The 23,501-nt window shown below is 64.9% G+C and carries 16 protein-coding genes; 8 read left to right on the top strand and 8 right to left on the bottom strand.

Translation table 11 applies throughout. The features are described 5' to 3' along the window. Positions 1-417 precede the first annotated feature (417 nt). Positions 418-1,842, bottom strand: coding sequence for a type I glutamate--ammonia ligase (gene glnA / locus QN358_RS06050; RefSeq protein ID WP_136640857.1), 1,425 nt, complete (start codon positions 1,840-1,842; stop codon positions 418-420). A gap of 215 nt (positions 1,843-2,057) precedes the next feature. Between glnA and QN358_RS06045 the strand changes: the two genes are divergently transcribed. Continuing rightward, the gene (locus QN358_RS06045) at positions 2,058-2,483 is read left to right on the top strand and encodes an RDD family protein (RefSeq protein WP_136640856.1); all 426 of its coding nucleotides are present in this window, start codon (positions 2,058-2,060) and stop codon (positions 2,481-2,483) included. A gap of 61 nt (positions 2,484-2,544) precedes the next feature. Here QN358_RS06045 and QN358_RS06040 read toward each other — a convergent pair whose 3' ends face one another. Together QN358_RS06040 and QN358_RS06035 are read right to left on the bottom strand one after the other, a co-directional pair. Beyond that, positions 2,545-4,722, bottom strand: coding sequence for a glutamine synthetase III (locus tag QN358_RS06040; RefSeq protein WP_136640855.1), 2,178 nt, complete (start codon positions 4,720-4,722; stop codon positions 2,545-2,547). A gap of 165 nt (positions 4,723-4,887) precedes the next feature. Continuing rightward, the gene (locus tag QN358_RS06035; protein ID WP_136640854.1) at positions 4,888-5,601 is read right to left on the bottom strand and encodes a DUF4191 domain-containing protein; all 714 of its coding nucleotides are present in this window, start codon (positions 5,599-5,601) and stop codon (positions 4,888-4,890) included. Between the two features lie 140 nt (positions 5,602-5,741). On the opposite strand from QN358_RS06035, the gene QN358_RS06030 reads away from it, so the two are divergent. Beyond that, complete coding sequence (locus tag QN358_RS06030; RefSeq protein ID WP_136640853.1) at positions 5,742-7,367, top strand: hypothetical protein; 1,626 nt, start codon at positions 5,742-5,744, stop codon at positions 7,365-7,367. A gap of 14 nt (positions 7,368-7,381) precedes the next feature. On the opposite strand, the gene sucB is transcribed toward QN358_RS06030, so the two are convergent. The 3 genes from sucB to QN358_RS06015 form a co-directional block, all read right to left on the bottom strand. Next, complete coding sequence (gene sucB / locus QN358_RS06025; protein WP_323511854.1) at positions 7,382-8,860, bottom strand: 2-oxoglutarate dehydrogenase, E2 component, dihydrolipoamide succinyltransferase; 1,479 nt, start codon at positions 8,858-8,860, stop codon at positions 7,382-7,384. A 50-nt stretch (positions 8,861-8,910) separates the two neighbouring features. After that, positions 8,911-10,284, bottom strand: coding sequence for a dihydrolipoyl dehydrogenase (gene lpdA / locus QN358_RS06020; protein WP_136640851.1), 1,374 nt, complete (start codon positions 10,282-10,284; stop codon positions 8,911-8,913). Positions 10,285-10,376: 92 nt separating this feature from the next. Next, entirely contained in the window at positions 10,377-11,918 is a 1,542-nt protein-coding gene (locus QN358_RS06015) for a leucyl aminopeptidase (protein ID WP_323511853.1), read from the bottom strand. A gap of 77 nt (positions 11,919-11,995) precedes the next feature. Here QN358_RS06015 and QN358_RS06010 point away from each other — a divergent pair, with 77 nt between their 5' ends. The 5 genes from QN358_RS06010 to QN358_RS05990 all read left to right on the top strand — a co-directional run bounded on the left by QN358_RS06010 (position 11,996) and on the right by QN358_RS05990 (position 18,091). Next, on the top strand, positions 11,996-12,931 hold the full coding sequence (locus QN358_RS06010) for a proteasome assembly chaperone family protein (protein ID WP_136640849.1): 936 nt from the start codon (positions 11,996-11,998) through the stop codon (positions 12,929-12,931). 89 nt (positions 12,932-13,020) lie between these two features. Continuing rightward, on the top strand, positions 13,021-14,334 hold the full coding sequence (locus QN358_RS06005) for an MFS transporter (protein WP_323511852.1): 1,314 nt from the start codon (positions 13,021-13,023) through the stop codon (positions 14,332-14,334). A gap of 214 nt (positions 14,335-14,548) precedes the next feature. Continuing rightward, on the top strand, positions 14,549-15,988 hold the full coding sequence (locus QN358_RS06000) for an RNA polymerase sigma factor (protein WP_323511851.1): 1,440 nt from the start codon (positions 14,549-14,551) through the stop codon (positions 15,986-15,988). Between the two features lies 1 nt (position 15,989). Then, on the top strand, positions 15,990-17,270 hold the full coding sequence (locus QN358_RS05995) for a MurT ligase domain-containing protein (RefSeq protein ID WP_323511850.1): 1,281 nt from the start codon (positions 15,990-15,992) through the stop codon (positions 17,268-17,270). Next, the gene (locus tag QN358_RS05990) at positions 17,270-18,091 is read left to right on the top strand and encodes a glutamine amidotransferase (RefSeq protein WP_323511849.1); all 822 of its coding nucleotides are present in this window, start codon (positions 17,270-17,272) and stop codon (positions 18,089-18,091) included. Before QN358_RS05995 ends, QN358_RS05990 begins: the two co-directional genes overlap by 1 nt. 113 nt (positions 18,092-18,204) lie before the next feature. Here QN358_RS05990 and QN358_RS05985 read toward each other — a convergent pair whose 3' ends face one another. Beyond that, positions 18,205-20,292, bottom strand: coding sequence for a DNA topoisomerase IV subunit B (locus tag QN358_RS05985; RefSeq protein WP_323511848.1), 2,088 nt, complete (start codon positions 20,290-20,292; stop codon positions 18,205-18,207). Positions 20,293-20,499: 207 nt separating this feature from the next. Here QN358_RS05985 and QN358_RS05980 point away from each other — a divergent pair, with 207 nt between their 5' ends. Beyond that, entirely contained in the window at positions 20,500-20,736 is a 237-nt protein-coding gene (locus QN358_RS05980) for a hypothetical protein (RefSeq protein ID WP_136640843.1), read from the top strand. Positions 20,737-20,857: 121 nt separating this feature from the next. Here the strand turns inward: QN358_RS05980 and QN358_RS05975 are convergent, their stop codons facing one another. Beyond that, on the bottom strand, positions 20,858-23,491 hold the full coding sequence (locus QN358_RS05975) for a DNA topoisomerase IV subunit A (protein ID WP_323511847.1): 2,634 nt from the start codon (positions 23,489-23,491) through the stop codon (positions 20,858-20,860). Positions 23,492-23,501: the final 10 nt, after the last annotated feature.

Here is a 23,501-nt window from a genome sequence, read left to right as displayed (position 1 = left end):
AGGAAAAGCTGGAGCTCCTCCGCCAGAGCCTAGCCCTCGAGGGCTAACCGCGTCTCTGTCGGTGCGTCGAGAGGTGCTTCGCCAAGAGCTACGGCTGCGGCGTCATCCAGGGTGGCATCGAACCCCTCGATGCTGTTCGATCCTCGAATGTTTCTGGCAAAAGACAGCCGTCTGAGTGACCCCGACCATCTTCGACGCTCGCTCAGAGGATAAAAGATAATAACTATCATAATGACGGTTCATTTCATCCTCACCCTCGTTGCGCTGCACTCGTACGGGCGCATACAGCCGAAAACAGACGAGTCCGCAAGAGATGCGGAAGCTGCACTGTGTGCAGATCTCGCAGTTCTTGCGGACTCGGAGCGGACGGAAGCCTGGTTATTCAGGCGACAACCCAGTGTTCAAGCGGGATGAATGCTAGACCCCGTAGTAGAGCTCGAACTCGAACGGGTGCGGGCGCTGGGCGATCGGCTTGATCTCGTTCTCGCGCTTGTACTCGATCCACGTTTCGATCAGGTCGGGCGTGAAGACGCCTCCCTTGGTCAGGAACTCGTTGTCGGCTTCGAGGGCCAGCAGTGCTTCGCCGAGCGAAGCGGGAACCTGGGGGATGTTCTTCGCTTCTTCGGGCGGCAGCTCGTACAGGTCTTTGTCGACCGGCTCGTGCGGCTCGATGCGGTTCTGGATGCCGTCGAGGCCGGCCATGAGCTGCGCCGCGAATGCGAGGTACGGGTTACCCGAGGCATCCGGAGCCCGGAACTCGATGCGCTTGGCTTTCGGGTTCGTTCCCGTGATGGGGATACGGATCGACGCCGAACGGTTACCGGCCGAGTAGACCAGGTTCACGGGAGCTTCGAAGCCCGGAACCAGGCGGTGGTACGAGTTGACGGTCGGGTTCGTGAACGCGAGAACCGCGGGGGCGTGCTTCAAGAGGCCACCGATGTACCAGCGGGCGAGGTCGGAGAGACCGCCGTAGCCGGCCTCGTCGTAGAACAGCGGCACGCCGTTGTTCCACAGAGACTGGTGGGTGTGCATGCCCGACCCGTTGTCGCCGAAGAGCGGCTTCGGCATGAATGTGGCGGTCTTGCCCCACTGCGTAGCCGTGTTCTTCACGATGTACTTGAATTTGAGGATGTCGTCTGCCGCGTGCACCATGGTGTCGAAGCGGTAGTTGATCTCACCCTGGCCGGCGGTGCCGACTTCGTGGTGGGCGCGCTCGAGGATCAGGCCGGCGTCGATGAGCTTCAGCGAGATGTCGTCGCGAAGGTCGGCGTGCTGGTCGACGGGGGAGACGGGGAAGTAGCCGCCCTTGAAGGGCGTCTTGTTGGCGAGGTTGCCGCCGGGCTCTTCGCGGCCCGAGTTCCAGGCGCCTTCGCTGGAGTCGACCGAGTAGAAGCTGCTGTTCTGCTTCACTTCGTAGCGCACGTCGTCGAAGATGTAGAACTCGGCTTCGGGGGCGAAGAACGCGGTGTCGGCGATGCCGGTCGAGGCGAGGTACTTCTCGGCCTTCTTGGCAACCTGGCGCGGGTCGCGGTGATAGATCTCGCCGTTGCGCGGGTTGTAGATGTCGAAGATGATGATGAGCGTGCGCTCGATACGGAACGGGTCGATGTACGCGGTCGACACATCGGGAATCAGCTGCATGTCGGATTCATGAATCGAGGCGAAGCCGCGAATGGAGGAACCGTCGAACATCTGGCCGACGGAGAAGAACTCTTCGTCGACGGTCGAGGCGGGAATGTTGAAGTGCTGCTGCACACCGGGGAGGTCGGTGAAGCGGATATCAAGGAACTTGACGTCGGTGTCCTTGATGAACTTGAGCACCTCGGAAGAATCACTGAACATTTGAGAGACTCCAAATGGTTGGTACTGAATGGCTGAAAACTGTTCGGTCGCAATCGCAACTACCCGTCAGGGTATCGGTATGCCATTACTCGGTCGTGTCGCCGTTGTTTCGAGCATGTTACGTGCAGTTACATCGCAGGTGCCCGACTAGCAGACCGAGCCGGCACGAAGCCAGCGCGAAGCCGGCACGAAGCAGCGTCGCTTAGACTGACGCGGTGTCAAACCCACAGTCTCCTTCACGCTGGTCTGGTGCTGCACCGAGCAAATGGCCGGGTGAGAGGCTGGGTTTTCCCCAAGAGGGTCGGGGCTCCGTGGCGCGACCGGGGCGGCGCATCGGTGCGCTGCTCATCGATTGGGCGGTCTGCTTCGTTGTGTATGCCGCATTCTTCTTCGGAAACGCCTGGGCGTCCACCATCATCTTCGCGGTCGAGCAGATCGTGCTGATCGCTCTCACCGGTGGCGGCTTCGGTCACCTCGTGACGGGCCTGCGCGTAGTGAAAGTGAACGGAATGTACGCGGGGTGGTGGCGGCCGATCATTCGCACCGCATTTCTGATCCTCACGATTCCCGCGCTCATCTGGGATTCAGACCAGCGCGGGCTGCACGACGTCTTCGCCGGAACGGTACTCGTTCGTCGCTGAAACGGAGAAAGGGCCGGCCGGGAGGATGCCCGGGCGGCCCTTTCTGTGTGATGTGTGAGTTCTACAGGATGAAGAGCATCTCCTGGTACGTCGGCAGCGGCCACAGGTCGTCTGCCACGATCTCTTCGAGTGCGTCGGCCGCGAGGCGAACCGCCGCCATGGCGGGCAGCAAGGCGTCGCGGGCGTGCTCGGCCTCGCCGAGAGCTTCGTGGCCGGTGTCGGTGGCCAGGGCATCCTTCAGCGTCGCCAGGGCACTGCGCAGAGCGTTGATGGGCACAGAGACCTCGTTGAGGGGAGCCGTCTCGGCCTCCACGCCCGCGGCTTTCAGCGCACCGATGTTCAGCGCGATCTCGGTCTGATGCCGAACAGCGGCAGGCAGGATGACCGTCGAACCGATTTCGAGAGTAAGGCGTGCCTCGACGCCGATGGTCAGCGCGTACTGTTCGAGGCCGATCTCATATCGGCTGTGCATCTCGCGGTGGTTGAACACCTTGTAGTTCTCGAAGAGTTCCATCGCGGGTTCGGTGATGAGCTCGGGCAGGGCATCCAGAGTCGTCTTCAGATTGGCGAGACCACGCTTCTCGGCTTCGATGGGCCACGCGTCGGCGTACCCATCGCCGTTGAACACCACTGCGCCGTGCTCGTTGATGATCTCGGTCAGCAGAGCCTGAACGGCCTCATCGAAGTCGGTTCCGTCGGCGACGGCCGTCTCGAGCGCGGTGGCGATGTAGTCGAGCGACTCGGCCATGATCGTGCTGATCGTGGTCATCGGGCCGGCGACGGTCTGCATCGATCCCGGAGCGCGGAACTCGAAGCGGTTGCCCGTGAATGCGAACGGGCTGGTGCGGTTGCGATCGCCCGGGTCAGTGGGCAGCACCGGCAGTGTGTCGACGCCGATGACCATCGTGCCTTTGCCCTTCGACGAGGTCGCCGGGCCTTTTGCGATCTGCTCGAACACGTCGGCGAGCTGGTCGCCGAGAAAAATCGAGATGATGGCCGGGGGAGCCTCGTTGGCACCGAGCCGGTGGTCGTTCGTGGCCGATGCGACGGATGCGCGAAGGAGGCCCGCGTACTTGTGCACGCCGCGGATGACGGCGGCGCAGAACACCAGGAACTGGGCGTTCTCGTGCGGGGTGTCGCCGGGAACGAAGACGCTGCCCACCTGCGCGTTGCCGAGCGAGAAGTTGACGTGCTTGCCCGAGCCATTGACGCCCTGGAAGGGCTTCTCGTGAAAGAGACACTCCATGCCGTGCTTCTTGGCGATCGTCTTGAACGTCGACATCAGAAGCTGTTGGTGGTCGGCCGCGAGGTTTCCGCGCTCGAACATCGGCGCAATCTCGAACTGGCCGGGGGCTACTTCGTTGTGGCGGGTCTTGGCAGGGATTCCGAGCTTGAACAGTTCGCGCTCGGTGTCCATCATGAAACCGAGCACGCGCTCGGGAATCACGCCGAAGTAGTGGTCGTCGAACTCCTGGCCTTTGGGCGGCTTCGCTCCGAACAGGGTGCGACCTGCGTTCAGCAGGTCGGGGCGAGCGAGAAAGAAGTGACGGTCGACAAGGAAATACTCCTGCTCGGGGCCGCAGTAGGCCACCACATGGTCGGGGTTCTCGTGACCGAAGAGGCGCAGAATGCGCTCGGCGTGAGTGCCCATAGCCTGCTGTGAGCGCAGCAGGGGTGTCTTGTGGTCGAGTGCTTCACCGGTCATCGACACGAAGACGGTCGGGATGCACAGGGTGTTGCCGTTCGGGTTCTCGAGCACATAGGCGGGGCTCGTGACATCCCAGCCGGTGTAGCCGCGGGCCTCGAACGTGTTGCGGAGGCCACCGTTCGGAAAACTCGATGCGTCGGGCTCGCCCTGCGTCAGTGTTTTGCCGGCGAACTCGGCCAGGGCCGTGCCGTCACCCATCGGCTCGAAGAAGCTGTCGTGCTTCTCGGCCGTGAGGCCGGTCAGTGGATAGAACACGTGGGCGTAGTGGGTGGCACCCTTCTCGAGGGCCCAGTCTTTCATTGCGCTGGCGATCGCGTCGGCGACGAGGGGGTCGAGCATCGCACCGTGTTCGATCGTGGCCATCACCGATTTGTACACCGACTTCGGCAGACGCTTCTGCATGACGACCTGGCTGAAGACGTTCTCTCCGAAGATCTCGCCGGGCGCTTCAGAGTCGGTGAAGCTGGCCGACGGAGGCACGTACGCCTCGACATCTTTGATCGCGTTCAGGCGTACGGTATTTCCACTCATTAGTGCCCCTTTGACCCGGCATACTGGCTCGCAACTGTTTGCGTAACCTCTGGGGCAAATCTACGAACACGCTGTGGCGGGAATGTTTCGGGCTCGTGACGGTCTCGTGCGCAAAACGACTGACGCACCCCGCTTTCGGGGGTGGTGGTGTGTGCGAAAGCCCGCTCAGCGACCGCGCTGCGGGCGCGCTTTCATCGGGTCGACACCCTTCGGAATCGGCAGGTTTCCTGCGCCGAGGGAGGTGAGGCGGTTGCTCACGGCCAGAACCTCCGGCTTCGTCAGGCTGGGCTTCAAACGATTCAGCTTCGCCGGCACCTTGGCGAGCGAGAGCGAATCGGGGTCGGGGCCGACGTAGAGAAAGGTCACCGGAACGTTCGGCAGAACACGCAGAACTTTGCGACGCTCGTCTTCAAGCATGCGAGTGGTTCGTGACTTCGGGCCCTCACCGATCAGCACCACGCCGCCCCGGCCCACCGCGCGGTAGACCGCGTCTTGCGACTTGCCGTTGACCGCCACGGGCATCTCGCTGCCGCGCCAGCTGCGCTTCAGTGAACTGCGGAGCACCGCACCGACCGCGCCGGGCTGGCCTTCGATCTGGCCGTACGCGGCCGCTTCGGCACGGCGACCGAGAACGATGAGCGCCACCAGGAAGCCGGCGAGCAGACCGGCGACGATCCACATCGCAATGACGAAGCCGTTGCCCTCGCCGAAGATGAGCGCCAAGATGAGGCCGACGGCCACCGGACCGAGCAGGCTCAGCAACAAAAAGGGCACGATGTTCTTGTCGTACCGACGGGTCATCTGAAAGACCTGCCACATCTGTTTGATGCGGCCGTCTTCTTTCGGCTTCTTCGGTGCTTTTTCTTTGTTGCGTGCCATGACTCCATGGTACCGAGTTGCGCCGACTCCGGCGGTCGTCCGCCGGTATCTCCTCGCTCACTTCGTCGGCTGTGGGCGAACACTGCACAGATCTGGGGCCCCGGATGCCCGGCGGCACCCCTGCGGGCCACCCTCGCTTCATGACCTCTGTTCTTCGCCGTCTCGGCCGCCGCACCGTTCCCGAGCCCCTTCCGTCTCCCGTCTCACTCGCCCAGCTGCTCTGCCGGCGCAGCATTTCCCCGGGCGAGGCCCTCACCCTCCTCGTGCCGCTCCTCTACGCACTCGACGAGTTTCACACCGACCGTCTTTCTCACGGGGGTGTCTCGTCGACGGCGGTAACCCTCGACGCCGACGGTTGCGCACGCCTTGGCCCACCGCCCGTTGCGCCGGCAGGCGAGCTGCACGGGGCAGCGGTGTTTCGAGACCTGGCCGACTTCGCCGCGCTCATCGGTGAGGTCTTCGCCGCCATTGCGCCCACTGATTGCACTGATCCCGCTGCGCCCACTGCACCCATCGCGCCTACTGCGTCCGCTGCGCCCATCGCGTCCACTGCGCCCCTCGCGTCCACTATGCCGATTGCGTCGCTACTCCAACACGATCTGGCTGCGGTTCTGGCGTGCGAGCTGTTCGACCCGCAGCTGGTGTTGCACGACCGTGCACGGTGGGTGCGTTGCTGCGAAGACCATCTCTTCGCCCTGGCCGAACCCGAGCCGCTCGCCGGGCCCGAATTCGCCACGGCGCCGACTTCCATAGTCGCTCTCGCGGGTGCCCAGCCCGCCAGATCTGGCCGCGTAGAGATGCGCTCTGCATCCGCACGCGAGTCTGCACCCGCACCCGAGTCTGCATCCGCACCCGAGTCTGCATCCGCACCCGCGCCTGCACCCGCACTCGCGCCGACGTCGGCGGTCGAGCCGATGAGCGTTGAGCCGCAATCGGCCTGGGGCAGGGGAGATGGCCGAGAACTCGCCCGCATCGAGACCGATGTTGCTGTGATCGTCGAACGCGAGCGCCGCTTCAACCGGGCCGAGGTACGCGCTCTCCGGCTACTGTCGCGCCTTCCCTCGTTCGTGAACGAGCGCGGAGCGACCATTCGTACCGTGCTCACCCATCGGCGCCACCTCAAGACCGTCGTCGTCGGTGCGATCGTGGCGGCCGGTGCCGTCACCGGGGCCCTCCTCAGCGTGCCGCCGGGCGCCACGGCACACCCGTCCACGCACCCGTCAGCGCAACCATCAGCACAACCGTCGGCACACCCGCCAACGCAACCGTCAACGACCACGATGCCTTCATCGGCACCGACGACTGGGCCGGGTGCGACGACTGGGCCGGGCGAAACTGCGCCGTCTACGATGTCAGCCACGGTTCCTAGCGATCCCGACAGCGGGAGCTTCAGCGACAGCGCGAGCGCGGCGGCCGTCGGGGAAGACGATCCGTTGGTAGCCCTCGGTGTGCTGCTCGCGCGTCGCAGCCACTGTTACGACGGCTCGTCAGCAGCCTGCTTCGATGACGTCGACGAACCCGGCTCTGCCGCACTGGCCGTCGACCAGCGCGCATTTTTCGATCTTGTGCGCTCGGGCACACCCTTCGTGACGCTGTCGCCGACAGTACTGCCCGACCTCGGCGACGGGGCAGCGGCGCAGCGGGTCGGCGACGCAGCCCTGGTCACGGTGTGGGCCGACAGAAAACCGGCCCCGCTCCTTCTGCTGAAGGGCGAGGCCGGTTGGCGTCTGCGGGAGATCTTCATCGCCCACGAAGCGGGCTCATGAGAGAACCCGGTGAATCAGTACCCGAGGTTGCCGGCGAAGTCGCCACCCTCGAGGCGGTTCTTGATTGCCACGAGGAACCGCGCAGCGTCTGCACCGTCGACGATGCGGTGGTCGTAGCTCAGCGCGAGGTAGACGGTCGAACGAATGGCGATGGCGTCAGACCCGTCGACCGTCACGACGACGGGCTTCTTGGTCACGATGCCAGTGCCCAGAATGGCGACCTGCGGCAGGAAGACGATGGGCGTGTCGAACAGCGCGCCGCGCGAACCGGTATTGGTCAGCGTGAACGTACCGCCACCGAGCTCGTCGGGCTTCAGCTTGTTGTCGCGGGTGCGCTCGGCGAGGTCGGCGATTTCCTTGGCAAGGCCCGCCAGGTCGAGCTCGCCGGCGTTGCGTACGACCGGAGTGAGCAGGCCGCGCTCGGTGTCGACCGCGATGCTGATGTTCTCGTGCTCGGGGTACACGATCGAGTCGCCGTCGATGGTGGCGTTGATGATCGGGAACGCCTTCAGCGCCTCGGCAGCTGCCATGGCGAAGAACGGCAGGAACGACAGCTTGGTACCGGTCTTCTCAAGGAAGGTGTCTTTCACCTTTCCGCGGAAGGCCGCGACCTTCGTGACGTCGACCTCGACCACAGAGGTGAGCTGGGCGCTCGTCTGCATCGAGATGACGGCGCGCTCGGCGACGACCTTGCGGAGGCGCGACATTTTGACCGTGGTGCCACGAAGGGGCGAGACAGCCAGCGGTGCAGGAGCTGCAGAAACCGCCGAGGCCGAGCTGGTCGAAGCAGATGCCTTGACCTCGACAGCCGCCAGAACGTCTTCTTTGCGAATGCGACCGCCGACGCCCGAACCGCTCACGGTGGTCAGGTCGATGCCGTTGTCGTGTGCGAGCTTCCGTACCAGCGGAGTGACGTACCCGGCGTTGCTGTTCGAAGCAGCGGGTGCCGCGACAGCAGGAGCAGCAGCAGGAGCCGCCGGTGCTGCAGCCGGAGCGGCGACAGCTGGCGCGGGGGCGGCAGCAGCGGGCACGGCAGCAGCCGGGGCCGGCACAGCAGCCGCGGGAGCCGGCTCAGGGGCGGCGGGGGCAGGCGCAGCGGCCTCAGTGGGAGCGTCGGTCGACGGCACCTCGGCAGCGTCAGCCGGTGCATCGGGAGCCGGGGCGTCAGACGTGACCTGAACGGGCGCATCAGGCACAACTTCGGCCGGCGCGGCCTCAGCAGCCGGCGCAGCCGCTTCAGGAGCAGCAGCCCCCGAACCGTCGCCGATTGTGACGAGCGGAGTGCCCACCTCGACGGTCTCGTCTTCTTGAACGAGAATCTGCTCGATGATTCCCGAAATGGGAGACGGGATTTCGGTGTCGACCTTGTCCGTTGACACTTCGAGAAGGGGCTCGTCGACCTCGACGCGGTCCCCGACGTTCTTGAGCCAGCGGGTCACCGTTCCCTCGGTTACACTCTCGCCGAGTGCTGGAAGGTTGACGGATTCGCTCATCAGTGTGTCTCCTCTTCAGAAACAGTTCAGTTGTTGATATTGATTTTAGGCTAGAGCGCGTGCAGCGGCTTGCCAGCCAGCGCGAGGTGGGCCTCGCCCAGTGCCTCGTTCTGGGTGGGGTGCGCGTGGATCAGCGATGCGACGTCTTCGGGGTAGGCCTCCCAGTTGACGATGAGCTGGCCTTCGCCGATGAGCTCACCGACGCGAGCGCCGATCATGTGGATACCGACGACGGGCCCGTCGTTCACCCGAACGACCTTCACCGAACCCGAGGTGCCGATGATGTGGCTTTTGCCATTGCCCGCGAGGTTGTAGTCGTACGACGACACCTTGTCTGCGCCGAACTTCTCGACCGCCTTCGCCTCGGTGTAGCCGACGGAGGCAACCTCGGGGTCGGAGTACGTGACCTTGGGAATGTTGACGTCTTCGACGACCTGCGGGTTGAGGCCGGCGATCTCCTCAGCCACGAAGATGCCCTGCTGGAAGCCGCGGTGGGCAAGCTGCAGGCCGGGAACGATGTCGCCCACGGCGTACACGCCCGGGAGATTGGTCTCGAGGCGCTCGTTGGTGATGACGAACCCGCGGTCGATGGTGAGGCCAGCCTCTTCGTAGCCGAGACCGGCAGTCGCGGGGCCGCGGCCCACGGCGACGAGCAGAAGCTCTGCTTCGATGACAGTGCCGTTCTCGAGCGTGACGACAACACCCTGGTCGTCTTGTGTCACGCTCTTGAAGCGAATACCGAGCGAGAACTCGATGCCGCGCTTGCGGTAGGCACGCTCGAACTGCTTCGAGATCGACTCTTCCTCGTTCGGAACGAGGTGGGGCAGCGCTTCGATGATCGACACGTCGGCGCCGAACGACCTCCACACACTCGCGAACTCGACGCCGATGACGCCGCCGCCGAGGATGGCAACCTTCTTGGGAATGTAGTCAAGAGCCAGAGCCGCCTCAGACGTGATGACCCGGCCGCCGATCTCGAGGCCCGGCAGCGAACGCGAGTACGAACCGGTGGCGAGAATGACGTTCTTGCCGGTGATGCGATCGTCGCCCACCTGAACAGTCTTCGGGCCGACGAGCTTGCCCTCACCCCGCACAACGGTGATGCCGCGGGCCTTGATGAGGCCCTCGAGGCCCTTGAACTTGCTGGTGACGATTCCCTCGCGGTAGGCGGTCACGGCCTGAATGTCGATGCCGTCGAACGTGGTCTTGACGCCGTACTTGCTCGACTCGCGTGAGACATCGGCCACTTCAGCCGAGTGCAGCAGCGCCTTCGTGGGTATGCACCCGCGGTGCAGGCACGTTCCGCCGAGCTTGTCTTTCTCGACCAGTGCCACGGTGAAACCCAATTGGCTGGCCCGGAGAGCTGCCGCGTAACCGCCGCTGCCCCCGCCGAGAACGACGATGTCAAAATTCTGGTCTGACACTAAGAGACTCCTTTGTGCATCAACATCTGTGAGACCCCGCCCGATCAGCAGGTGTCTTGATGGCGAGTTATTTTTTCGCCCGTTAGAGCCTACTACGCAGACTCGTGGCCCAGCCGCTCCGCCACTTCGAGAAGCGTACGAACCGTGACTCCCGTCGGGCCCTTGAGCGTGTAGCCGTAGCCATCGGCGCCATTCACGGCAGCACCGGCGATGTCGAGGTGCGCCCACGCGATCGGTCCGGAGCCGTCGGCCTTCTGCCCGATGAATTCCTGCAGGAAGGTCGCCGCGATCAGCATGCCGCCGGCCGTATTGCCCGGTTTGATGTTCTGCAGATCGGCGATGTCGGAGTTCAGCAGCGGCCGCAGCTCTGCCGGCAGCGGCATGGGCCAGAGGGTTTCGCCCACCGAGCTGGCAGCATCCACCACGAGGGAAACGAGGTCATCGTCGCCCATTGTGCCCACGTAGCGGTTTCCGAGCGCTGTCACAGCGGCACCCGTCAGCGTGGCGACGTCGATGATCGCGTCGGGCTGTTCGTCGCTCGCGGCCACGAGACCGTCGGCGAGAACCAGTCGGCCCTCGGCATCGGTGTTCAGCACCTCAACCGTGCGCCCGCCGTGCATCGTGAGCACGTCACCGGGGCGGATCGCCGACCCTGACGGCATGTTCTCCGCAATGCAGAGCCACGCCGTGACGCGCACCGGCAGTTCGAGCGCGGCTGCGGCGAGTACGACGGCCAGAACCGTGGCCGACCCCGTCATGTCGTTCTTCATACCGATCATCGAAGCCGGCGGCTTCAGTGAGAGTCCGCCCGAATCGAACGTGATGCCCTTGCCGACAAGCGCGAGGTGCCGGGATGCCCCTCGGGGCTCATAGGCCACCTTGACGAGTCGCGGGGGCCGCGTCGAGCCCTGCCCCACCCCGAGAATGCCGCCGAAACCGTCAGCCGCGAGCCGCTGCTCGTCCCAGACCGTCAGCGTCACCGGAAGGCCCTCTGCGGCGGCCTCGGCCCGCTCCACCAGCGACTGCGGGTACAGGTCGAGCGGCGACTCGTTCACGAGGTCGCGCACGAGCGAGACGGCTCGCGCCGTCTCACGGGCGACCGTCACGGCACGCTCCACGCTCGCTGTGTCTGGCGACGAGGCATCGGGGGAGGCCTGGTCGAGGAGCAACTGGATGCTCGCGGCGGGCAGAGGGCGGGCATCCAGTGACGTCGCCCGATACGTGAGGTAGTCGTAGGCACCCATTGCCGCGCCCTCGAGCACAGCCGTGACGTCGGCCGCACTCGCGACGGGAAACGCGAAGGCCAGCGAACCCGCGCCCCGCACTTTGCGCGTGGCAGCCCCTGCGGCGTAACGAAGCACGTCAGGCGTGACGGCACCAGAGCCGAGGCCCACAAGAGCGATCACAGAGGCAGAAACACCCGTGACGCCGGGCACCCGCTGAACTTCGTCTTTCTTCCCGCCGAAGCCGAGACCGTCGAACATCGCCTCGAGCGTGTCGGCGGCCGCTTCGTCGAGCGCAGCGGGGCGGATCAGTGTGGGCTGGTCGCCCACCCTGGCCACGGCGAGAACGAGCACGTCGGCCGTCGTTTCGGCGGGAGTCTGGGCGGTGACGGAAATATCGGGGAAGGTCATGGTGTTAAGTATTGCGTTCGCTCTGGGCAGTTGTGCCAACAGGGGTTCAACCCGGAGGTCGAAGTAGAGTGGAACGCATGAAGGATCCGACTGAAGTTTACGAATTGGCAGACGAGGTCGACCTGATCCCCGAGGGCCTGCCGCTCGTCGCTGCGCTCACTGGCTTCACCGACGCCGGGGGCGCCGTCAGCCAGCTCGGCGACTACCTTCTCGACACGCTGAACAATCGCGTGGTCGCCGAATTCGACACCGATGCCCTGCTCGACTACCGGGCCCGCCGCCCCATCATCTACTTCGATCAAGACCACCTCACCGACTACCAGCCGCAGACGCTGAGGCTCTACCTTGTGAGCGATGAACTGGGGCAGCAGTTCCTGCTGCTGCACGGGTTCGAACCCGACTTTCGCTGGGAACAGTTCACCGCTGCCGTGCTTCAGTTGATCGACCGCTTCCAGGTCAAGACCACGACATGGGTGCACGCCATCCCCATGCCGGTGCCCCACACCCGTTCCATCGGTGTGACCGTGAGCGGCAACCGGGTAGAGCTCACCGACGCCATGTCGGTGTGGCGGCCACACACCCAGGTGCCCTCGAATGCGCTGCACCTCGTTGAGTACCGGTTGCAACAGCTCGGGCATCCGGTCACCGGCTTCGTACTGCTGATTCCGCACTACCTCGCCGACACCGAGTACCCGTCGGCCGCCGTCGCGTCGCTCGAAAGCATCAGCGCGGCCACCGGGCTCATCTTTCCCACCGACCGGTTGCGTGAAGAGGGGCGTGAGTTCCTGGTGAAGATCGACCAGCAGGTCGCCGCGAACGCCGAACTCGAGAAACTGGTCGGCACGCTCGAAGAGCGCCACGACAGCTATATGCAGAACGCCGGCGTGCGTTCGCCCCTCACCGACGAAGACGGCGAGCTGCCGTCTGCCGATGAGATTGCGGCCGAACTCGAGAACTTCTTGGCCATCAAGCGCCGCGGCGACAATTCGGGCCCGGGGTTCGGCGGCCTGTAAGCCGCCTGCGGGCCGGTCGCTGCGGTGTGCACCCGAGCGAATGACATGCGGCCGTCACCCGGTCGGGTGCTCGCCCTAGACTTGGTCGAGTGAATTCGAAGCGATCGTGGGTGATATTCGCGGTCGCGGCGATCGCCTACATCTCAGCGGTTCTGCAACGCACCTCGCTGGGTGTCGCGGGGGTGTCGGCAGCCGACCGTTTTCACACCTCTGCGGCGATTCTGTCGAGCCTTGCCGTGGTTCAGCTCATCATCTACGCGGCCCTGCAGATTCCGAACGGCGTACTCATCGACAGGGTGGGCCCGAAATGGCTCATCGTCGCGGGCACAGCAGTGATGGTGGCCGGGCAGCTCACACTTGCCTTCTCGCCCGATATCGGCGCGGCCATCGTGGGGCGAGTGCTGGTGGGTGCCGGCGATTCGGCAATCTTCATCTCGGTCATCCGGCTCGTGAATTCGTGGTTCAGCGGCCGGATCGTGCCACAGCTGTCGCAATGGATGGGCAACCTCGGTGCCCTGGGCCAGATTCTGTCTGCCGTACCGTTCGCCATCATTCTGCACCAGGCCGGATGGTCGGCTGCCTTCACCTCGGCCGCATCGGTGGCCCTGCTGGCGTGCGTTCTCGGCCTTCTCGTGCTGCGCGACCGACCGGCGAGCACGGCGTCTGAGCCGCGGCCGAGTTTTGCCGAGGTGTTCGCCCGGCTTGGCCCCACTCTTCGACGGCCCGGCACGCAGCTGGGTTTCTGGTCGCACTTCGTCACCCAATCGTCGGGAACCGTGTTCAGCCTGTTCTGGGGGTTTCCGTTCATGGTGTCGGCTCTCGGGTACGACCCCAGCCTCGCCTCCGCGCTGCTTGTCGTCATCGTTCTGGTGGGCCTTGTCTCCGGCCCGGTACTGGGGTTGCTCACGGCGAGGTTCCCCACGCGCCGGTCGAACCTCGTGCTGGGCATCGTGGTCATGATGGCAGTGGCGTGGAGTGCAGTACTGCTCTGGCCGGGCTCCCCACCCCTCTGGTTGATCGTCATCCTGCTGGTCGCCCTCGGAATCGGCGGCCCCGGCTCGATGATCGGCTTCGACTTCGCTCGAACTTTCAACCCGCCGCGCACCCTGGGTTCGGCGAACGGCGTCGTGAATGTGGGCGGATTCACGGCCAGTTTCGTCACGATGTTCGTCATCGGTGTGCTACTGGATGCTCAGCACAACCTCGGCTGGAGTGCCAACCTCTATGACGTCGGTGCTTTTCGCATTGCATTTGCCATTCAGTACATCGTGATCGGCACCGGTGTGCTGTTCCTCCTCCGTGCCCGCAAGCGAGCCAGGCGCCAACTTGAAGAAGACGAGGGAATATCGGTGGGCCCCCTGTGGGTTGCACTCTCTGGTGCGATCACGCGAAGGCGCGGTTGAGACCACTCTCAGTACGGTCGGCCGCCACAGGCAAACCGTGCAATAATTGTAGGTAGAGACCCGTTCTTGTATTGGGGTGGTCGGCAAACCGGCCACGCACACACCCAGCACTTGACATGGGTCTTAGTAATGTCAAAAAACAACTCTGGTTGACATTGGCGCGGGGCGCACACCGCTTCGAACCGTCATCTTGACCGGTGTGAAAGGTGATCGTATGGCCACCACGAAGGCTCCCGCCGCAACCAAGCCAGTCGCAGCCACAGCTGCCGCTGCAAAGACCCCAGCCACAAAATCGGCTGCGACAAAGCCGGCTGCAACGAAGTCGGCTGCAACAACGCCAGCTGCAACGAAGTCGGCTGCAACGAAGCCAGCCGCCACTAAGGCGGCCGCCACTAAGGCGCCTGCTGCCAAAGCTGCGCCCGCAAAGAAGGCGGCCACGGCCGCCAAGACCGGCCCCAAGGCGACATCCAAGGGCAAGGCAACCGCCAGCAAGGCGAACGACGACATCGACGCAGACGACGAAGACGCCGTCGACATCGAAGAGACCGACGACGACGAGACCGAAACCCTCGTGGTCGTCGCCGTTCCTGAGGCCTCCGCCGACGGCGCTGCCGACGACGACAGCGACACTGACGACGACAAGGTCAAACCGGCATCGGCCGAGAACCTGCCCACGGGCGCGCTAGTGCTCTCGCTGGTCGACGACGACGACGATGTGCCCGTCTACTCGAGCGCCATCACCGGCGCCACGGCCGACCCGGTCAAAGACTATTTGAAGCAGATCGGCAAGGTCGCGTTGCTGAACGCGGCCGAAGAGGTCGAGCTCGCCATGCGCATCGAGGCGGGCCTGTTCGCCGAAGACAAGCTGGCGAACTCCGAAGGCATGACCCCGCAGCTGAAGCGTGAGCTTCTCTGGGTTGCCAAAGACGGCCAGCGAGCGAAGAGTCATCTGCTGGGCGCGAACCTTCGCCTCGTGGTATCGCTTGCAAAGCGTTACACCGGCCGCGGAATGCAGTTCCTCGACCTGATCCAAGAGGGAAACCTCGGGCTCATCCGTGCCGTCGAGAAGTTCGACTACACCAAGGGCTTCAAGTTCTCGACCTACGCCACGTGGTGGATCCGTCAGGCCATCACGCGTGCCATGGCCGACCAGGCTCGTACCATCCGTATTCCGGTGCACATGGTCGAGGTCATCAACAAGCTGGCCCGCGTTCAGCGCCAGATGCTGCAAGACCTCGGTCGCGAGCCCACGCCTGAAGAGCTTTCACGCGAACTCGACATGACCCCTGAAAAGGTCGTCGAGGTGCAGAAGTACGGCCGCGAGCCCATCTCGCTGCACACTCCTCTGGGTGAAGACGGCGACAGCGAGTTCGGTGACCTCATCGAAGACACCGAAGCAGTCGTTCCGGCCGATGCGGTGGGCTTCACGATGTTGCAGAAGCAGCTCGAGTCGCTTCTCGACTCGCTCTCCGAGCGCGAAGCCGGCGTCATTCGCATGCGCTTCGGCTTGGGCGACGGCATGCCCAAGACCCTCGACCAGATCGGCGACACCTTCGGGGTCACCCGCGAGCGTATTCGCCAGATCGAATCGAAGACCATGGCCAAACTGCGTCACCCCTCGCGGTCGCAGTCTCTTCGGGACTACCTCGAGTAACGTGGGATTCCGTACCGCGACGGCCATTCTTGTCGGTCGCGCTGTTCGCGTCGCCGCGCGTCTGCGCGGCGGCGGGTCAGCGATACCCGGCACGATTGCGCTCAAAATAGCGCCCACCTTTCTCGAAGACACCATTTCGCGCATTCCACTGGGCGTGGTGGCCGTCTCTGGCTCCAACGGCAAATCCACCACCACGAACATGCTGGCGGCGATTCTCCGCGAGCACGGTCTGAAGGTGTTCACCAATCCCTCGGGCGGCAACCTGCCCCAGGGCATTGCGTCGGCGGTGCTGGCCAGCGTGTCGGTGACGGGCGTGCTCGACGCCGACATAGCCATCCTCGAGGTCGACGAGGGCTATGGGCCCAAGATCACGAAGATGCTGAAGCCCACGACGGTGCTGCTGCTGAACATTCAGATCGATCAGCTCAACCGCTATCACGAGCCCGACCGCGTTGTTCGCATGCTCGAACAGGTCGCCGGTTCGTCGACCCGCGCGCTGATTCTGAACCGCGATGACAACCACCTGGTTGACCTCGACAAGCGGCTGCCCGGCACGCGCGAGGTCACCTTCTTCGGCGCTTCGCCCGAGCTCATTTCTGGCGCGGCCCACGGTGTGGCCTCTGCCGAACGATTCGACGAGGGGCACATCGACGCCGGTGCGCGGGAGGCCGAGGTCACTGTCACCGATGTGGGCGACCTGCAGGCTGTACTTGCGATCGACGGGCGCGATGTGGCCGTTCGACTGCCTGCACGGGGGCTGCACTACGCTCTGGATGCCGCGGGCGCCACGGCCACGGCCAAAGCTATTCTCGGTGACACGTTTCGCCCGGGGCTCGTCACCGCTGCTCTCGGTGGCCTGTCGACCGTCTACGGCCGCGGCGAGTTGCTGCAGGTGGGCGACGAGTCGATCGAGATCATCATGATGAAGAATCCGGCGAGCCTGCAGTTGAACCTCGATTCGCTGCAGTCGGCTCCCGAGCAGGTCTTCATGGCGGTTGATGAGGGCACGCCCGATCCGTCGTGGATCTACGACATCGACCTGTCGAATCTTGACCACATCGACGTCATTACGGGCTCGAAGGCTTGGCAGTTCGCCACGCGATTCGGGTACGCCGACATTCCGGTCGGCACCGTCGATCTCGACGTGCGCGAGGCGTTGAAGCTGTTCCTCGCGCTTCCTCGCCCGACCATGGGTCGAAAGACCATGATTCTGAATTATGAGCAGATGATGTCGATTCGCAAGATTCTGGGTTTCAAAGAGCTCGAAGGCGGGGGCCAGTGATGAGCGATCTGACACTGCGCATCCTGCACCTGTTCCCGCGTACCCTGGGCATGAACGGCGAGAGCGGCAACGTCGACATCTTGCGTCGCCGGGCTTCATCGCGTGGCATCGCCGTCGAGATCACCCGTCTCGAGCCCGGCGTGGCCGTGCCACTGCAGGTCGACCTCGTGTTCATCGGCAGTGGGCCTGTCTCGGCAGAGGTGCAGGCACATCCGGGTGTCGCCGACGTTGCTCCGGGGCTCCGGCTGCTGGCACAGCAGGGCATTCCTTTCCTCGCGGTGGGCGCCGGCTTTCAGCTGCTCGGCGAGACCGTGACGCTTGCTGATGGAACGGTTCTGGCCGGAGCGGGCGTCTTTCCGGTTCGCACCGTCATAGCGGGCGAGCGTGTCGTGGGCGATTTCGTCGTCGAATCCCGCCTCGGAACCCTCGTGGGTTTCGAGAACCGAGGTTCGTACATCGACATCGGTGACGCTGCTCCCATCGGGCACGTGGTCTACGGTCGCGGCAATCTCGCGGCGTCAGGCCCAGGCGCGGGCGCGAGTGCGGCCGCTGCGGCGGCCTCCGACGGTTCGTCGTTGGGTGCCACGCTGGTGGCTCCGGATGCACGGGTAGAAGGTTTCTGGGTCGACAACCTCATCGGCACCCACCTGCACGGGCCGGTGCTCGCGAACAACCCTGCCCTCGCTGACTGGCTGCTTGAGACGGCGCTCGCTCGTCGGGCATCCACAGCCCTGCCGCCGGCCACCCCCGACCTCGTCGAGATCGACCGCCGCGCTGCCGAGGCTCGCGCCACTATCGCCGCCGCGCCCCTCAGCGAGTAGCTGCCCGCGCGTGGCCGCCCGCTCTCCCGTCGGTTTCGGATCGAGGGGCTAAAGCCTGATTATGGGCCAGAGCGTGATCAGGGGCCAAAGCCTGATCACGTGTCGATGCCTGATCAGGTGTCGATGCGATCGCGGGAGAGGTCGGCCGAGCCCGCGATGATGAACTCTTTACGGGGGGCCACGTCGTCGCCCATGAGCAGCTCGAAGGTGCGTTCGGCGGCCACGGCATCGGTGACGCGAACACGGCGGAGGGCGCGGTGCCGTTTGTCCATGGTGGTGAGCGCGAGCTGGTCGGCATCCATCTCGCCGAGACCCTTGTAACGCTGGATGGGGTCTTGATAGCGCTTGTTGGTGCGCTTGAGGCCGGCCAGCACACCGTTCAACTCGTTCTCGGAGTACGTGTAGATGGTCTCGTTGGGCTTCGTGCCCGGGTTCATGACCACCACGCGGTGAAGGGGCGGCACGGCGGCGAAGACCCGGCCCGCGTCGATCATCGGCCGCATGTAGCGGAAGAACAGCGTCAGCAGCAGGGTGCGGATGTGCGCACCGTCGACGTCGGCGTCGCTCATCAGAATGATCTTGCCGTACCGCGCACTGGTGAGGTCGAATGACCGGCCCGACCCCGCCCCGAGCACTTGGATGATCGACGCGCACTCGCTGTTCGACAGCATGTCGGACACCGAGGCCTTCTGAACGTTCAGAATCTTGCCCCGAATGGGCAGCAGCGCCTGAAACTCACTGTTGCGCGCCAACTTGGCGGTGCCGAGCGCCGAGTCGCCCTCGACGATGAACAGCTCTGAACTCACAACGTCGCTCGAACGGCAGTCGACGAGCTTCGCGGGCAGCGATGAACTCTCGAGCGCGTTCTTGCGGCGCTGCGTCTCTTTGTGGGCGCGGGCAGACAGCCGTGACTTCATCTCGGCGACGACCTTGTCGAGCACCAGGGCGGTCTGGGTCTTGTCGTCGCGCTTGGTCGACGAGAAGCGTTCGGTGAGGGTCTTGGTCACGACGGCCGTGACGATGTTGCGAACGGCCGGGGTGCCGAGAATCTCTTTGGTCTGGCCTTCGAACTGCGGCTCGGGCAGGCGCACGGTGAGCACGGCAGTGAGGCCGGCGAGCACGTCTTCTTTGTCGAGCTTGTCGTTACCGACCTTGAGACGCCGAGCGTTGTCTTCGACCGTCTTGCGCAAGAACTTCAGCAGCCCGGCCTCGAAGCCCGCGAGGTGGGTGCCGCCCTTCGGCGTAGAGATGATGTTGACGAAGGTCTTCAGCTCGGTCTCGTAGCCGGTTCCCCAGCGAAGGGCGATGTCGACCGAGCAGTCGCGGGTGAGTTCGGTGGGCACCATGGCGCCCGCATCGCTCAGCACGGGAACGGTCTCGGTGAAGGTGCCAGAGCCTTCGAGGCGCCAGGTGTCGGTGAGTGGGGCATCCGGTGCCAGAAAATCGACGAACTCAGCCAGCCCGCCCTCGTAACTGAATGCCTCGTGCAGCGGCTCTTCGCCGCGGTTGTCGGTGATGTCGAGCGCGAGCCCTGACACGAGAAAAGCGGTCTGCCGGGCACGGTCGATGAGCTCGCTGGTCTGAAACTGGGTCTGCTCGGTGAAGATCTGCGGGTCTGCCCAGTACCGGATGCGCGTGCCCGTGACCCCGCGGGCGACCTTGCCCACCACCCGCAGTTCGCTCTTCTTCTCGAAGGGGGTGAAAGCGGCCGAGGGGGAGGGGTTCTTCGGGTCGGCATCGGCGAAGTTGCCGGGCTCGCCGCGGTGGAACGACATGGCCCACGTCTTGCCGTCGCGGTCTACCTCGACGTCGAGGCGCTCGCTGAGTGCGTTGACCACCGAAGCGCCCACGCCGTGCAGACCGCCCGAGGCCGCGTAGGAGCCCGAACCGAACTTGCCACCGGCGTGCAGCTTCGTGAAGACCACTTCGACACCGCTGAGGCCTGTGCGCGGCTCGATGTCGACCGGAATGCCCCGGGCGCGGTCACGAACCTCGACGCTGTTGTCGGGGTGCAACACAATGGAGATCTCGTTGCCGTGGCCGCCGAGCGCTTCGTCGACCGAGTTGTCGATGATCTCCCAGAGGCAGTGCATGAGGCCGCGCGGGCCGGTCGAGCCGATGTACATTCCGGGGCGCTTGCGCACGGCCTCGAGCCCCTCGAGAACCGAGAGGTGCCTGGCGGAATAGTCAGACGATGCCATAGAAGTACTCCTGGGGGTCGGGGGCCGCACACAAGACTACTTTTGACCACCGACACTCTCGGACTCCGACACCCCAATGTCAACGGGGCGTACGCGCACAGCGAAACCCGCTGTGAAACACAGTGGTTTGTAACGCGGAGGGAACATTGTCATGCTTGTATTGGTTACAGAGATTGTCTGAGGTATCGACTCGTGAGGAGCCAAAGAATGCAATCAATCGCAACAGAGACCAGCGTGGTAGGCGATCGAGAAGTGAATCGGCAACTGACTGGTGCCGACCGCTGCGACAGCTGCGGCGCACAGGCTTACATCCGTGTCGAGATGGCGAGCGGCGAACTGCTGTTCTGCGCCCACCACGGCCGCGAGGTCAAGGCCAAGCTTGCTCCCATTGCAAAGCACTGGCACGACGAGTCAGACCGGCTCCTCGAAGACCACCGCTCCTGATCCACCCCACCTCGAAGCAGTGACTGCTTCGAGGCCCCGACAGCTTCACGGCGCGTTCGCGTCGAAGCGGCGCCGAGCATCTGATTCCGGATGCACGGTGCCGCTTTTTCGTGCCCGGCAGCTACCCGGCGAGCGTCGGAGCGAAGCCGACGGAACCGACTTCGGCGGCCAGCGCGGTGCCTGAGGCGTCGCGCTTCGCGCCCGAGTCGGGCAGCGTACGCACGGCGCCGTCAGAGCCGACGGCCAGAGCCGGAGCCGGCCCCACCCAGGCGAGCTGCAGGCTGTCTTCGCCGCGGATGAATCGGTGCGCCCGAACTCCGCCCGTCGCCCGGCCCTTCGAGGGGAATTCGCTGAGCGCCGACACCTTGGCCGAGCCCAGGTCGGTGCCGGGTAGTGCCGAGGAGTTTGTGGCCACCGTGACCACGACGATTCCGGCGGCAGCGGCAGCGGCTTCGGTGCCAGCGGCCGCGCCCGTACCAGCTGCACCTGCTGCACCAGCCGCGCCCGCGCCACCAGTCGTGCCCGCGCCAGCTGCACCAGCCGCAGTCGCCTCGCCAGCTGCAGCCGCCGCACCCGCCGCAGGGTCGACCGCCGAGAACGCGATGACACTGGCCCCCGGCGCGAGGCTCATGCCCGCCATGCCCCCGGCCAGACGCCCCTGCGGGCGAACGGAGGCGGCCGGGTAGTGCAGCAGCTGGGCATCCGACGCCACAAAGACGAGGTTGGCCGTCTCGGCGGCCTGCTCTGCCCCGACGACCACGTCGCCGGGCTTCAGCGTGATGAGTTCGAAATCGGGCTTGTTCGGCCAGTCGCCTGGCGTCACGCGCTTCACGGTACCCATCAGTGTGCCGAGCGCGATGGGCGCCTCCGAACTCAGCGACACCAGCGCGACGATGCGTTCGCGCTTGGCATCGATGGCGAGGTAGTCGGCGATACGAACACCTGCGGCGAGCTGGATCGAGTTGAGCGGAGCGACCGGCAGGTCGAGCACCGACATGCGAACGAGCCGCCCGAGCGACGTGACAGCGCCGATCTCGGTGCGGGTGCTGGTGAGCACGGTCGAGCGCACGGCGTCGTGTTTGCTGCGGCGGGAGGGGGCTCCGGTGGCCGTCTGGGCGGTCGCCTCGGCATCGTCGCTCGGCAGCGGGAGGTCGACACGAATCGTGCGGCCAGTGGTTGAGAGAAACACACGGCACGGCGTGTCGGCCAGCTCGAGCGAGACCTGCTCCCGGCGGGCGGCAGCCGTCGACGCCGGGGCGGGTCGACCCTCGGTGAGCAGCGTGCGGCGGGGTGTGCCGAGCCGGTCGGAGACCTCGTCGAGCTCTTCTGACACGGCCTGGCGGATGAGCGCCTTGCTCGCGAGAAGCGCCTCGAGGTACTCGATCTCTTTCAGCAGCGCGTCACGTTCAGTCTCGAGCTCGATGCGCGAGAAGCGCGTGAGGCGGCGCAGGCGCAGTTCGAGGATGTAGTCGGCCTGCAGCACATCGAGATCGAACACATCGATGAGGCGAACGCGGGCCTGATCGGTGTCGTCGCTGTTGCGAATGACCTGGATGACCTCGTCGATGTCGAGAATCGCAATGAGCAGCCCCAGCAGCAGGTGCAACCGCTCACGCCGCTTCGTGAGCCGGTACCGGGTACGCCGGGTGACCACGTCGATGCGGTGGTCGACGTAGACCTGCAGCAGCTCTTTCAGCCCGAGGGTCTGCGGCCCCCCGTTGACGAGCGCCACGTTGTTGATGTTGAACGAGTCTTCGAGCGGGGTCTGGCGGTAGAGCTGCTCGAGTACAGCATCCGGACTGAAACCGGTCTTGATGCCGATGACCAAGCGCAGCCCGTTCGTGCGGTCGGTGAGGTCGGTGACGTCGGAGATGCCCTGCAGCTTCTTCGAGTTCACGCCGTCTTTGATCTTCGAGATGACTTTCTCGGCGCCGACCAGGTAGGGCAGCTCGGTGACGACGAGCCCCACCTTTCGCGCGGTGAGGGTCTCGACGCTCACCTTGGCGCGGGTCTTGAAGCTGCCGCGGCCGGTGAGGTACGCGTCGCGGATGCCCGCCAGCCCCACGATCGTGCCGCCGCCGGGCAGGTCGGGGCCGGGAATGAAGGTCATCAGGTCGTCGACCGTGGCCTCGGGGTGGGTGATGAGGTAGCGCGCACCCGCGACGACCTCGATGAGGTTGTGCGGCGCCATGTTCGTGGCCATGCCCACTGCGATGCCGCTCGCGCCGTTCACGAGCAGGTTCGGGTAGGCCGCCGGCAGCACGTCGGGCTGGGTCAACTGGTTGTCGTAGTTGGGCACGAAGTCGACGACGTCTTCGTCGAGCCCGTCGGTCATCACGAGGGCGGCGGGGGCGAGCCTGGCCTCGGTGTAGCGCGACGCGGCCGGGCCGTCGTCGAGCGAGCCGAAGTTGCCGTGGCCGTCGATGAGGGGCAAACGGAGAGTCCAGCTCTGCGCGAGGCGCACCATGGCGTCGTAGATCGACGCGTCACCGTGCGGGTGGAGCTTGCCCATCACCTCGCCCACGACGCGGGCCGACTTCACGTGCCCACGGTCGGGCCGGAGCCCCATCTCGCTCATCTGGAACAGGATGCGCCGCTGCACCGGTTTCATACCATCACGGGCATCGGGCAGGGCCCGCGAATAGATCACCGAATAGGCATACTCGAGAAACGAGCCCTGCATCTCGCTCGACACATCGATGTCTTCGATGTTCTCGGGCGTCTCAGCCTCAGGCTCAGGTGTTCTCGGTGTCATTCCAGCTGTT

The sequence above is a fragment of the Subtercola sp. RTI3 genome (genome assembly GCF_035018625.1).
Classification (GTDB): domain Bacteria; phylum Actinomycetota; class Actinomycetes; order Actinomycetales; family Microbacteriaceae; genus Subtercola; species Subtercola vilae.
The sequence above is the reverse complement of the archived record's forward strand: the minus strand, read 5'-3'. Positions and strand labels throughout refer to the sequence as shown.